General features: G+C 69.5%; 11 protein-coding genes. All 11 read right to left on the reverse strand.

Going from position 1 to position 12,999, the window contains the following annotated elements:
* Nucleotides 1–8: 8 nt before the first annotated feature.
* The 11 genes from ACO1BU_RS03140 to murD all read right to left on the reverse strand — a co-directional run bounded on the left by ACO1BU_RS03140 (nt 9) and on the right by murD (nt 12,997).
* Nucleotides 9–860 carry an outer membrane protein assembly factor BamD gene (locus ACO1BU_RS03140; RefSeq protein WP_424134441.1) on the reverse strand — a complete coding sequence of 284 codons (852 nt, stop codon included), beginning with the start codon at nt 858–860 and terminating at the stop codon, nt 9–11.
* 181 nt (nt 861–1,041) lie between these two features.
* Nucleotides 1,042–2,001: a UDP-3-O-acyl-N-acetylglucosamine deacetylase gene (gene lpxC / locus ACO1BU_RS03145; RefSeq protein ID WP_424134442.1), complete on the reverse strand. Its 960-nt coding sequence runs from the start codon at nt 1,999–2,001 to the stop codon at nt 1,042–1,044.
* Nucleotides 2,002–2,223: 222 nt separating this feature from the next.
* A complete protein-coding gene (gene ftsZ, locus ACO1BU_RS03150; protein WP_424134443.1) occupies nt 2,224–3,798 on the reverse strand; it encodes a cell division protein FtsZ in 1,575 nt (524 codons plus the stop codon).
* Between the two features lie 58 nt (nt 3,799–3,856).
* A complete protein-coding gene (ftsA, locus tag ACO1BU_RS03155; RefSeq protein ID WP_424134444.1) occupies nt 3,857–5,185 on the reverse strand; it encodes a cell division protein FtsA in 1,329 nt (442 codons plus the stop codon).
* A complete protein-coding gene (locus ACO1BU_RS03160; RefSeq protein WP_424134445.1) occupies nt 5,182–6,072 on the reverse strand; it encodes a cell division protein FtsQ/DivIB in 891 nt (296 codons plus the stop codon). The genes ftsA and ACO1BU_RS03160 overlap by 4 nt, the downstream gene beginning before the upstream one ends.
* Complete coding sequence (locus tag ACO1BU_RS03165) at nt 6,062–7,015, reverse strand: D-alanine--D-alanine ligase (protein ID WP_424134446.1); 954 nt, start codon at nt 7,013–7,015, stop codon at nt 6,062–6,064. Before ACO1BU_RS03165 ends, ACO1BU_RS03160 begins: the two co-directional genes overlap by 11 nt.
* Nucleotides 7,012–7,917, reverse strand: coding sequence for a UDP-N-acetylmuramate dehydrogenase (gene murB, locus ACO1BU_RS03170; protein WP_424134447.1), 906 nt, complete (start codon nt 7,915–7,917; stop codon nt 7,012–7,014). The genes ACO1BU_RS03165 and murB overlap by 4 nt, the downstream gene beginning before the upstream one ends.
* Nucleotides 7,914–9,356, reverse strand: a complete 1,443-nt coding sequence (gene murC / locus ACO1BU_RS03175) for a UDP-N-acetylmuramate--L-alanine ligase (protein ID WP_424134448.1) — start codon at nt 9,354–9,356, stop codon at nt 7,914–7,916. Before murC ends, murB begins: the two co-directional genes overlap by 4 nt.
* A 1-nt stretch (nt 9,357) precedes the next feature.
* Entirely contained in the window at nt 9,358–10,479 is a 1,122-nt protein-coding gene (gene murG, locus ACO1BU_RS03180) for an undecaprenyldiphospho-muramoylpentapeptide beta-N-acetylglucosaminyltransferase (protein ID WP_424134600.1), read from the reverse strand.
* Nucleotides 10,480–10,484: 5 nt separating this feature from the next.
* Nucleotides 10,485–11,654: a peptidoglycan glycosyltransferase FtsW gene (locus tag ACO1BU_RS03185; RefSeq protein ID WP_424134601.1), complete on the reverse strand. Its 1,170-nt coding sequence runs from the start codon at nt 11,652–11,654 to the stop codon at nt 10,485–10,487.
* A complete protein-coding gene (gene murD / locus ACO1BU_RS03190; protein WP_424134602.1) occupies nt 11,651–12,997 on the reverse strand; it encodes a UDP-N-acetylmuramoyl-L-alanine--D-glutamate ligase in 1,347 nt (448 codons plus the stop codon). The genes ACO1BU_RS03185 and murD overlap by 4 nt, the downstream gene beginning before the upstream one ends.
* Nucleotides 12,998–12,999 lie beyond the last annotated feature (2 nt).

The following is a 12,999-nucleotide window of genomic DNA, read 5'->3' on the forward strand; positions in this document are numbered from 1 at the left end:
CGCCTGTTCTAGAAAACCGCGCTCATTGCGCGCTGGAAGAAGCCCGGCCGCGTCTCGCCTTCCGCCGGAGGCGCGCCCTCGACCAACAGGGCATAGCTGTCCTGGTACCAGGGGCTTCCGGGATAGTTGTGCCCGAGCACGGAGGCCGTCTTTCGCGCCTCTTCCTTCAGCCCCAGGGCCAGATAGATCTCGGTCAGCCGGTGCAGCGCCTCAGGCGTGTGATTCGTGGTCTGGAAGTTCTCGACCACGTTGCGGAATCGCCCGATGGCCGCGGCGTAAAGATGCCGTGCCTCGTAGAAGCGGCCGATATTCATCTCCTTGCCCGCCAGGTGGTCGCGGGCAAGGTCAATCTTCAGCCGCGCGTCGCGGGCATAGGTCGAGTTGGGAAACCGGTTCACCACATCCTGCAGCGCCGCCATGGCCGTCTCGGTGCCGGCCTGATCGCGCTGCGCATCCGCGATCTGCTCGTAGTAGCAGAGCGCCCGCAGGTAATAGGCATAGGCGATGTCGCGATGCGCGGGGTGGAGCTGGATGAAGCGGTCGAGCTGCCCCAGCGCCTCAGTGTAGCGGTTGCGGGAATACTCGGCATAGCCGCTCATCAGCCGGGCATTGGTGGCCCAGGTGGAATAGGGATGGTCGCGCTCCACCGCATCGAACAGCTCGACGGCCTGGGTGTAGCGCTCAGCCTTCAGGGCCTCGAGGCCGGCGGCATAGACGGCCTCCGGCGACATGTCGGCATAACTCGCGCCGCGCGGGCGCAAGCTGCTCTGCTTGCCGTCCCAAAAATTGAGGCTCTCGCAGCCACCCAGCACGAGGGGAGCGAGCAGGATGGGAAGGATCGCGATGCGGCGGATCGTCATGGCGGCGGCTCTATAGCACGGGCAGACGGCGGCGCGACATAGGGCGAAGGGCCGGTCGGCACAAAAGGGGAACGCTGAGCGCCGTGCCCGAGACCGACAAAGCCGGCAATGGTCAGGTGATGCTCTTTGGGAAGGCGGGGCCGGCCGGGACAGCACAACTGCCCGGCGCCCTTGCTGCCGTTCAGGCCGGCGCGGCCGCCATCGGCAGGCGGGCTGTAGCCCCTCCTGCCACAGCCGGAAGGACCTCGATTTCCTCGCCCAGGAAGCGCCAAGCGCGGTCATCGGCGAAGAGGGCGCGCAACAGCCGGTTGTTCAACGCATGGCCCGAGCGGTGCCCACGGAACCGGCCCTGCAGCGAGGCCCCGGCCAGGGCCAGATCGCCCACCACGTCCAACAGCTTGTGGCGCACGAACTCGTCGGCATGCCGAAGCCCGCCTGGATTGACCACCAGCGGTCCATCGACCACCACGGCATTGGCGAGCGACCCGCCGCGCGCGAGGCCGACCGAGCGCAGCCGCGCGATATCCTCGGCCATGGTGAAGGTGCGGGCATCGGCCAGCACGGTGCGGAAGCTATCCTCCGTCACCCGCAGCGCCAGCTCCTGCTGCCCGATGGCGGTCGCACCGAAATCGATGTTCAGCGCCGCCTGCAGGCCCGGCCCTTCGCCGGGGGAAAGCTCGGCCCAGGCCGCGTTCGGGCCCTCGCCCTCGGTCACGCGTACCGTCCGCAGCACCTCGATGATGCGGGCGGGGGCGGTGGTGTCCACCAGCCCGGCGCAGTCCAGCAGGAAAACGAAGGGAGCCGCGGAGCCGTCGAGGATCGGGATTTCCGGCCCGTCCACCTCGATCACCGCGTCGGTGACGCCGCAGCCGGCCAGGGCCGCCATCACATGCTCGATTGTGCCGATCCGCGCCGCGCCCTCGCCAATGGCGGTGCAAAGGCGGGTGTCGGTCACCTGGTCATAGAGGGCTGGAATCTCGACGCCGAGATCGGTGCGGCGGAAGACGATGCCGAACCCGGCCTCGGCGGGGCGCAGCGTCAGCGTGGCGCGGGCGCCCGAGTGCAGGCCGACACCGACGCAGCCGATCACGGACTTGAGTGTCCGGGCGCGGGCCGTGCCGATCGGGAAGAAGCCGTCCATGGGAGAACCCTGCAAAGCCGTTCCGTGCCGGGATCAACGCTCCGGCACGACGCAACGTCGCACCGCAGCATGGTCGATTCCAGTCAAGCCTTGTTTCTCCGTATTTCGCTCTAAGCTGCTGTTTGCATTATCTTTTTCTAACGACAAAGGGCCCCGCCGGATACCCGGCGAGGCCCTTCGTCGAACCGGTCCGCGCCCGTTGGGGTGCGGACCCGTCTGTCTTCAGTTCCCCTGGCGGCGCAGGAAGGTCGGGATATCGAGGCCCATTTGGTCCTCTTGCGGCTGCTGGCGAGCGGATGGGGCGGCCGCCTGAGGGGCCTCCGCCTGGTCCGGCAGCACACGGCGCATTCCGCCAATCCCGGTGGCGCGGCGGAAAATGCCGCCCAGACCACCCGTTGGCGCAGCGGCCTGCGGGGCCGGGGCAACACGCGGGGCCGGGGCGGCGTGCAGGTTCGGCGCCGGCACGGGGGCCACAGCCTGCACCGGCTGCTCCACCGGCTCCGCCACGGGCATGCCACCGGTCTCGATCGTCGCCGCACGGCGCACGCCCATGGGCAGGCGCGGGCCGGCACCCGGGGCAGGAGCCGCGACTGGCGCCGACGGGGCAGCGGCAGCCGGGGTCATGGCGACCGGGCGCGGCGCACCGGCCATCGAAGCCGGGCGGGCGGCGCCCGGCGGCACGAGGCTGGCCGGCCGCATGCCCGGGGCCTGCGGGGCACCGGGGATGTTCTGCGGGGTGGGGCCGCCCGCTGCGACCGGAGCGCCGCCGCCGATGGCGACCACGCGTTGCGGCTCGGCGGCCTGCGCCGCGGCGGCCTGGCTCTCCGCCGCGTCGATGCCAGTGGCGACCACGGAGACGCGCAGGCGGCCGTTCAGCGTCTCGTCCACAGAGGAGCCGAAGATGATGTTCGCATCCTCGTCCACCTCGCGGCGGATGCGGTTCGCGGCCTCATCGACCTCGAACAGCGTCATGTCGTAGCCGCCGGTGATGTTGATCAGCACGCCACGGGCGCCGCGCATGGAGGTGTCCTCCAGCAGCGGGTTGCTGATGGCGGCCTCGGCGGCCTTCACCGCGCGATCATCGCCTTCGGCCTCGCCGGTGCCCATCATCGCCTTGCCCATCTCGGCCATGACCGTACGGATGTCGGCGAAGTCCAGGTTCACGAGGCCCGGATTGACCATTAGGTCGGTCACGCCGCGCACGCCCATGTAGAGGACGTCGTCGGCCATCTTGAAGGCCTCGGCGAAGGTCGTCCGCTCATTGGCCTTTCGGAACAGGTTTTGGTTGGGGATGACGATCAGCGTATCGACATACTGCTGCAGGTCTTCCAGACCCTGATCCGCGGCGCGGCGGCGCTTCGGGCCCTCGAAGTCGAAAGGCTTGGTCACAACGCCGACCGTCAGCACGCCGCGCTCGCGCGCCATGCGCGCGATCACCGGCGCAGCCCCCGTGCCAGTGCCACCGCCCATGCCGGCGGTGATGAAGATCATGTGCACGCCTTCGAGATGCCGGGCGAGGTCCTCGGTGGCTTCTTCCGCCGCCGCGCGCCCGATCTCAGGCTTGGCGCCGGCGCCCAGGCCCTGCGTCAGATGCGGGCCGAGCTGCACGCGGCGCTCCGCGCGGCTGGCCACCAGCTGCTGGGCGTCCGTATTGGCAACAAGGAACTCGACCCCCTCGAGCCCCATGCCGATCATGTTGTTCACCGCGTTGCATCCGGCGCCGCCGACGCCGATGACCGTAATCCGCGGCGTGAAATCCGTGTGCTGCTGACGCGGGATGGTCAGGTTCAGCGTCATCGTGAAAGGCCCCCTTCGAAGACGCGATGAATACGAATCGCCCCCAAGCCCTTATGCATCACACACGGTCCCGGAGCCAATTGACGAAACGCGTGAAAACGCTTCGCGATCCCTGTGAAGCGTAATCGAATTCCAGTGTAGGCCGGCCCTCGCCCGCGCCCCAGGCGACCAGCCCCAAAGTCGTCGCGAAACCAGGGGCGAGAAAGGCATCGGGCAGGCCACGCACGGGCTGCGGCCGCCCCAGCCGGACCTGCCGGCCAAGGATCCGCGCCGCCGTTTCCCGCACGCCGACGAGTTGGCTCGCGCCACCTGTCAAGACCACGCGCGATCCTGTCTCCGGCCGAAGATTCGCCTCGGCCAGCCGGTCCCGGATCAGCTCCAGCGTCTCCTCCACCCGGGGACGGATGATCGCCAGCATCTGCGCCCGCGGCACGCGCGACAGGATCTCCCCATCCTCCCCGAGCTGGGAGAGGGAGAGCATCTCGCGCTCGTCCTCGATGGTGCCGATCATGCTGCCATGCATGGTCTTCAGCCGCTCTGCCTGGTCGAGCGGCGTGGAGAGGCCGCGCGCCAGGTCGTTCGTCACCTGCCAGCCGCCCACCGGAACCTGGGCGGTGTGCAGCAGCACGCCTTCATGCACGACCGCCAGCGAGGTGGTGCCGCCGCCCATGTCGATCACCGTCGCGCCCAATTCCCGCTCGTCCTCGGCCAGGGTGGAGAGCGCGGCGGCATAGGGGGCGGAAACCGGCTCCTCCACCTCCAGGTCGCAGCGCGCGAGCCCCGTGCCGAGGTTGCGCAGCGAGGCGGAGGCGGCATCCACGATGTGCAGCCGCATTCCCAGGCTTTCGCAGATCATGCCGCGCGGGTCGGAGACGCCCGGGGTGGCATCCAGCGTGAAGCCCAGCGGCAAGGCATGGACGGCCTCCCGGCCTTCCTCCGCCGTGCGGCGGCGGCCCTCGGCCACCATGGCGCGCAGGTCGGCCTCGGTCACGGCGCGGCCGCCGATGACCCATTGCACATGCTGGATCCGGCTTTCGGGCTGCCCGCAGGAAAGATTGCAGATGATGCCGGAGAGCTTGATCTCCGCCATTTCCTCGGCATGGGCCACCGCCGCGCGGATCGCGCGCTCGGCGGCCTGCAGGTCCACCAGATTGCCGCCCTTCACGCCATGGGCGCGCTGCCAGCCATAGCCTAGCGCACGGGGGAAGCCGTCCGACTCCACCCGGGCGATGATGCAGACGATCTTGGTGCTGCCGATGTCCAGCACGCCGAAGGTGCTGGCCCGCGCGCGCGGGTGGCGTGCCCGTGGCGGCGTGCCCGGCCCCGAGGCGGGCCCTGGCCCGACGCCCGGCGCCGGATCTTCCGGCGGGCGCGGAACGGCGTTCACCCGTTCCTCCCGGCCCGCGCCCGCGCCACGGCGGGGGTCGCGGGCTCCGGCGCGGCCGCGGGGCGCAGCACCAGCCGGTCCGGCAGGCGCAGATCCACCGTTTGCAGAGGGCGGTCCAGGAGCTGGTTCTGTCGATGCAACTCCGCCAGGCGCTGTATCGCCGCTTCCTCATGCCCCTCGGGCAGCAGCACGTCGGTGCCACTGTGCAGGCGCAAATTCCAGCGACGCTCGCCGATCCGCACCAGGGCCTGGGTGCGGGCCAGCACGTCCGGCGTTTCCCGCAGCAGGTCGTAGAGGGAGGCCGCGGTCTTCTCCGCACCGGCGCCCACGATCAGCGGCAGCGGCCCGAACGCGTCCAGCCGGTCGGTCGCCACCGTCCGCCCCTCGCGGTCCACGATCGCGAAGCGCCCGTTGTTCTGCCAGATCGCGAAGGGCGCCCGTTCCTTCACCGTCACCAGGATCAGGCCGGAGAGGTTGCGCTGCACCTGCGCCTCCTCAATCCAGGCGATGTTCTCCAGCCGCTCCCGCGCGACCTCTGGCGCGAAGCCGAGGATGGGATCACCGACCTTTACGGAAAGCGCCTGACGCAGCAGGGCGGGGGGCGTGTTGCGCGCGCCCTCCACCCTCACTTCCGTCACCACCAATCCACCGATCCGCGCGCCGAGATCGGCCGCGGCGCCGTTCACCATCGCTGCCACCTTGCTCGCGGGATCGAGGCTGGCGACCCAGACGGCGCCGACGCCGAGCAGCAGCGCCACCGTGCCGACCTTCGCGGCCGGGCGCAGCATCGGCTTGCGCCGACGCAGCCAGAGCCGTAGCCGGCTCGGCCGCTTTGGCTCGGGCGGTGCCGGCCTCGCCCGCACACCGGCCGTCAGCTTACGCGGCATCGCGCATCCCCTTTGGGGCGCGGTCCAGCCCGTCATGCCGGGCCTGGCGCACCATCCACGCGCAGAGCTCCGGGAAGGAGATTCCGCGATAGGCCGCCTGCTCCGGCACGAGGGAGGTGGGTGTCATGCCGGGCTGGGTGTTCACCTCCAGCAGGACCAGACCCTCCGTTCCCGGCCGGGAGTCGTCCCAGCGGAAATCGGACCGGGTGATGCCCCGGCAGCCCAGCGCAGCATGGGCCACGACCGCGACCTCCATAGCCCTGTCCCGTACGACATCCGGCACCGGCGCCGGGATGGCATGGCGCGAACCTCCATCCGCGTATTTGGCGTCGTAGTCGTAGAAGGCGCGGCTGGTGTCGATTTCCGTCACTGCCAGCGGCCGGTCCTCCATCACCGCCACGGTGAGTTCGCGGCCGGGGATATAGGGTTCCGCGATGATCTCGCCCCACTGCCAGGTGGCGGCGATTTCCGCGCGGCGGTTGTCGCCGTCGCGCAGGATGTACACGCCAACCGAAGAACCCTCGCGCAGCGGCTTCACCACATAGGGCAGGGGAAAGGGATCGGCCTCGGCCAGCGCGCCCGCATCGAGCAGACGGTGCGGCGCCACGGGCAGCCCGGCCGCAGCAAAGGCCGCCTTCGCCGCCGCCTTGTCCATCGCCACCGCCGAGGCGCGCAGCCCCGAATGCGTATAGGGAATGCCCATCCAGTCCAGCACGCCCTGGATCGAGCCGTCCTCGCCGAAGCGGCCATGTAGTGCGTTGAACACGGCATCCGGCCGGGACGCCGTAAGCCCGGCCACGACCGCGCCCAGATCCGGCCCCGGATCGAGCGTGGTGACCTCATATCCTGCCTCACGCAGCGCCGAGGCGATCTCACGCCCGGAGGAGAGCGAGACTTCCCGCTCGTTGGACATGCCGCCCAGAAGGACTGTCACGCGCGTCATGCGGGCTCTCCGATGCGCTTGATCTCCCATTCCAGCGAAATGCCGGAATGCGCCAGCACGGCAGCACGCACCGCCTCGCCCAGGCCTTCCAGATCCGCCGCCGTGGCGTCGCCGGTGTTCAGGAGAAAGTTGCAGTGTTTCTCGCTCACCTGCGCGCCACCCAGGACCTTGCCGCGGCACCCCGCGGCATCGATCAGCGCCCAGGCTTTGTGCCCCGGCGGGTTGGCGAAGGTGGAGCCACCGGTGCGCGCCCGCACGGGCTGCGTTGCCTCGCGGCTCTCGCGGATCTGCGCCATGCGGGCCGCGATAGCGTCCTTATCGCCAGGCACGGCACGGAAGCGCGCCCGCACCACCACCCCGCCCGGCGGAAGCTGCGACCGGCGATAGGAAAGCCGCAGATCGGCCGCGCGCACGCGCAGCAGCCCATCCATTGTCGCGATCTCCGCCCAGTCCAACACGTCAGCAATCTCGGCCCCATAGGCGCCGGCATTCATCGCCACCGCGCCGCCGATGCTGCCGGGAATGCCCGAGAGGAACTCCAGTCCCGAAAGTCCCGCCGCCGCCGCATGCTCGGCAACGGTCGCGTCCAGCGCCGCCGCGCCCGCAACAACGCCATCTGCCTCCACGACCACATCGGCGAAGCCGCGGGCGAGACGCAGCACGATGCCCCGCACCCCGCCATCCCGCACGATCAGGTTGGAGGCAGCGCCGATCACCGTGATCGGCGCCTCCGCCCGCCTCAGCAGGCGCAGCAGGTCATCCACATCCGCCGGCCTCACAAGCCAGTCCGCGGTTCCGCCCACGCGGAACCACGTCACGGGCCCAAGCACCGCCCCGGCCTGCACGCGGCCGCGCAGGGCGGGAAGGGGGCTCTCCGCCGTCATGTGGACGGCTGCGCTCATGCCGCGCCCTTAATCCGTCGCGGGCCGCTCTTCGCCTGCAGCTCGGCCAGTTGCTCAGGCAACGCATGCGCCCAGTTCGTGATGTTCCCGGCGCCCAGGCAGACCACGTAATCGCCTGGCCGCGCGATCGCATGCACCATTTCCGCCAGATGGTCCGGGCTCGGCAGCGGCACGACGCTGCGATGCCCATGCGCCCGCAGGCCCTCGACCAACGCGTCCTGGTCGCGCCCTTCGATCGGTTGCTCCCCGGCGGCATAGACATCGGCCACGATCACCGTGCCCGCATCGTTCATGCAGGTGCAGAACTCGTCGAACAGCGCGTCCAGGCGGGAATAGCGGTGCGGCTGCACCACCGCGATCACGTCGCGCGCGCCGGCCTGGCGCGCGGCCTTCAACACCGCCGCGATCTCCACGGGGTGGTGGCCGTAGTCATCGATGATGGTGATACCACCAGCCTCGCCCGCCCGGGTGAAGCGGCGCTTCACGCCCTTGAAGCCCGCCAGCGCCATGCGGATCGTCTCCTCCGGCACCTCCATCTCCACGCCGATGGCGATGGCGGCCAGGGCGTTCAGCACATTGTGCTGGCCCAGCATCGGCAGGCGGAAAGGCTTGAAGGCGCGGGAACGGCGGCTGACACGATCCTGCACCACCACGTCGAAGGTGGCGCCCATGCGGTCGGTGATCACCCGCTCCGCCCGCACATCAGCCTGGGGGGAGAAGCCATAGGTGATAAGACGGCGATCGGAGAGGCGCGGGATCATCGCCTGCACCTCCGGATGGTCGGCGCAGAGCACCGCGAAGCCGTAGAAGGGAATGTTGCCCACGAATTGGGCGTATCCCTCCTTCATGTTCTCGGCCGTGCCCCAATGGTCCAGATGTTCCGGATCCATGTTGGTCACCACCGCGACCACGGCGGGCAGCTTCAGGAAGGAACCGTCGCTCTCATCCGCTTCCACCACCATCCATTCGCCCGCGCCCAGGCGCGTGTTGGTGCCATAGGCGTTCACGATGCCGCCATTGATGACGGTCGGGTCGATCTTCGCCGCTTCCAGCACCGCCGCGACCAGGCTGGTGGTGGTGGTCTTGCCATGGGTGCCGCCGACGGCGATCGACCATTTCAGCCGCATCAGCTCGGCCAGCATCTCCGCGCGCCGCACCACCGGCAGGAAGCGCGTCCGCGCCGCCTGCACCTCGGGATTGTCGCGCTTCACCGCCGAGGAGATGACGACCACCTGTGCGTCGCCCAGATTCGCGGCATCGTGCCCGATGGAGACGGGAATTCCCGCGTCCCGCAGGCGGACGACATTGTAGCCCTCCGCGATGTCGCTGCCTTGCACCTGGTAGCCCAGGTTGTGCAGCACTTCCGCGATGCCGGACATGCCGATGCCGCCAATGCCGACGAAATGGATAGGGCCGATATTAAGCGGCAGCGCGCGCATGTCAGACTGCTTTCCCGAGGGGCTGGACGGCCACAAGTGACTGGACCCGGTCCGCCAGCCTTTCGGCTGCATCCGGTCTTCCGAGAAGTGCCGCAGCACGGGCCGACTCGTCCAGGCTTTCCGGCGCCTGAAGAGCTTTTTTCAGCGATGTGGCAAGGGATTCTGGTGTGAAGCTGGCCTGGAACATCAATTCCGCCGCACCGGCATCCGAAAGAGAACGGGCGTTCTCGCTCTGATGGTCGTCGATGGCGTGGGGCAGGGGCACCAGGATGCTCGGACGGCCTGCGCAGGCGATCTCCGCCACTGTGGAGGCTCCGGCTCGCGCGATCACCAGATGCGCCGCCCGGTAGCGTGCGTCCATATCGGTGAAGAAGGATGCCAGCTCCGCCCGGACACCGGCCGTTGCATAAGCGGTGCGCGTCCGGTCCAGATCCTCCTGCCGGCATTGCTGCACCACCTCGATGCGCCGCCTCATTTCCGGTGGCAGGGAGGCGATTGCCGCCGGCACCACATCGGCGAAGATCCGTGCGCCCAGCGATCCGCCGATCACGAGGATCCGCAGCACCTCCAGCGGAGGCGCGTAGCCCTGGCCATGCAGCGCCGCGATAACCGGACGCACCGGGTTGCCCAGAACTTCCGCCGTCACTCCTTCCGGCACGCGCCGCGTGCCCTCGAAGCACAAGGCCAGCAGGTCAGCTCCGCCTGCCAGACTCCGATTGGCCCGGCCGAGCACCGCATTCTGCTCATGCAACACCACCGCCGGGCGGCGCGACTTCGGAAGCAGCCGCGCCGCCACGACCGGCGGCACCGAGGGATAGCCACCGAAGCCGACCACCGCCGAAGGATTCAGATCCAGCAACAGGCGCCGCGCTTCCAGCGTGCCGCGCGCCAGTGCCAGGGCCCCGCGCGCCGCGCCCAGAACCCCGTGCCCCGCCAGGCCCGAGCCCTTCAGCACGAAACGCTCCGCATTGGCGAAGACCGGGCTCGCATAGGAGGAGGAGCGCGCATCGGTCATCAGCGCCACCCGTTCGCCGCGCCGGATCAGCTCGGCTGCCAGGGCTTCGGCCGGGAAGAAATGCCCGCCCGTTCCGCCGGCGGCGATGATGATGGACCGAACCCCCAGGCCCCTCACCGGATGCCCCCGGTCGCGCCGAGCGGGGCCGCGCCTTCCTCCGCCCGATTCATCCGCCGACGCGTCAGCGCCAGCAGGAAGCCCATGCCCAGCGCGATGGCGACGACGGACGAGCCACCATAGGAAACGAAGGGCAGCGTCATCCCCTTCGTCGGGATGAGGTGCAGGGAGGAGGCCATGTTGATGAAGGACTGCAACCCGAACTGCGCCAGCAGGCCGGAGGCCGCCAGGATGACAAAGAGGTCTGTCTCCGCCAGGAGCCGAGCCAGCCCGCGCACCACGATGAAGGTGAACAGTGCGAGGACCAGCAGGCAAACCACCAGCCCATACTCCTCGCCCATGACCGCAAAGACGAAGTCGGCATGGGCATCGGGAAGGACGTTCTTCATGCGGCCCTCGCCGGGGCCGACGCCCATCAGCCCGCCGGCCCCGAAGGCCTCCAGCGCCACATCCACCTGATAACTGTTGCCGCCCTCGCCATAGAGGAACTGGTTGATGCGCTTATGAACGTGGTCGAACAGGAAATACGCGCCGACAATGCCGCCGACGCCAAGGCCGCCCAGCATCGACACGATCGCCAGATTGATTCCGGCGACAAAGACCTGGGTGAAGAACACGAAGCTGACGACCAGCAGCATCCCAATATCCGGCTGCCGCTGCAGCACCAGCGCCACCAGGCCATAGAGGCCGAGCGCCATTCCCCAGGCCATCCAGCCCCGGCGCCCCGCCATCTTGGCCTCCGAGATCAGCCAGGCCGCGACCACCGCGAAGCAGGGCTTCAGGAATTCGGAGGGTTGCAGCGAGCCAAGCAGAGGCAGGTTCAGCCAGCGCCGCGCGCCCTTTACCTCGGCGCCGATCACCAGCGTTGCCATGGTCAACAGCAGTGCGACGAGGAAGCCCAGAAGCGCGGCACGCCGCACTCCCTTCGGGCTGAGCAGCGAAACGCCCGCCATCACCGCGGAGGCGCCGCCCAGGAACAGCACCTGCTTGACGAAGAACATGTTGCGGGAGGAGGCGCCGATGCGCTCCGCCACCGCCGGCGCCGCCGCCAGCACCATGACATATCCGAAGCCGACCAGGGTCAGCAGCGCCGCCAGGGTCCAGCGGTCCACGCTCCACCACCAGCGGCCCAGGATGGATGTATCGGCGCGCGACAGGGCCATCAGGCGGCCTCCGCTTCACGGTTGGAAAGCTGGGCAACGAGGGCGCGGAAGGCATCGCCCCGCGCCTCGAAGCTACGGAACTGGTCGAAGGAGGCGCAGGCCGGGGAGAGCAGCACGGCGCCGCTCCCGGTTGCCCGCGCCGCCTCAAGGGCGGCTGGCACGGCGGCCTCCAGCGTTCCGACGATCCGGTGCGGCACGCCATGCGCGGCGAGGGTCGTGGCGAATTCCTCCGCCGCCTGGCCGATCAGCAGTGCCTGCGCGATGCGCGGGAAATAGGGGGCCAGCGGCACGATTCCTCCGGCCTTCGGCACCCCGCCCGCAATCCAGACCACGCGATCATGGCAGGCAAGCGCATAGGCCGTGCTGTCGGCATTGGTCGCCTTGCTGTCATTCAGGAAGGCAATGCCGCCGATGGCGCCGACGCGCTCCTGCCGGTGCGGCAGGCCAGGATAGCTGAGCAGCGCGGCCGAGACTGTTTCGCGTGCGACGCCCAGCCCACAGGCCAGGGCCGCCGCGGCGGCGGCGTTCTGCGCGTTGTGGATGCCCGGCAGCGCCAGCGCCTCGGACAAATCGGCAATCACACCGAGATCGTCCCGCAAAAGGGAGCCGTCGGCCCAGATGCCACCGGGCTGAGGGGTGGTGCGGGAAATCGGCAGCACGCGCCCGGCATGGGCGGCTGCCACGGCGCGGGTTTCCGCATCATCCATGCCGAATACGGCCAGGTCGCTGCCCAGCAGCACCCGCGCCTTGGCCTCCGCATAGCCGGCCATATCCCCATGCCGGTCGAGATGGTCCGGGGAGAGGTTCAGCAGTGCCCCCAGATCGAAGCGCGTGCGGTCAAGCCGCTCCGCGGAATAGGAGGACATTTCCAGGATATAGGCGCCATCATCCGGCAGCACCGGCATGTCCAGCGCCGCCGGCCCGAGATTGCCACCCGTTGCGACCACCATCCCGGCTGTGCGGGCGATATGATCCAGCAGCGCGGTCGTCGTGGACTTGCCGTTCGTGCCGGTGATGCCGATGAAGCGCGCGCGGCTGCCTGCCGCCCGCACGGCGCGGAAGAGGAACTCCACATCGCACAGGATCGGCGCGCCGATCTCGGCAGCCCGCAGCGCCACAGGGTGCGCCTTCGGGCCACGATGCGGGATGCCCGGCGAGATCATCAGCAGATCGAAGCTCTCCGGCCGCGCCACGGCCAGCCCGGCGGCGACAGCCGCGTCCCGCGCCGCCTCGCCGTCATCCCAGGCCGTGATTTCGGCCCCCCATTCGCGCAGCCGCAGCGCCGCCGGCAGCCCGGCCCGTCCCAGGCCGAGCACCGCGATCTGCTGTCCGGCGAAGGGCGTCATGA

The sequence above is a fragment of the Roseomonas chloroacetimidivorans genome (assembly GCF_049629625.1).
Taxonomy (GTDB): Bacteria; Pseudomonadota; Alphaproteobacteria; order Acetobacterales; family Acetobacteraceae; genus Roseomonas; species Roseomonas chloroacetimidivorans.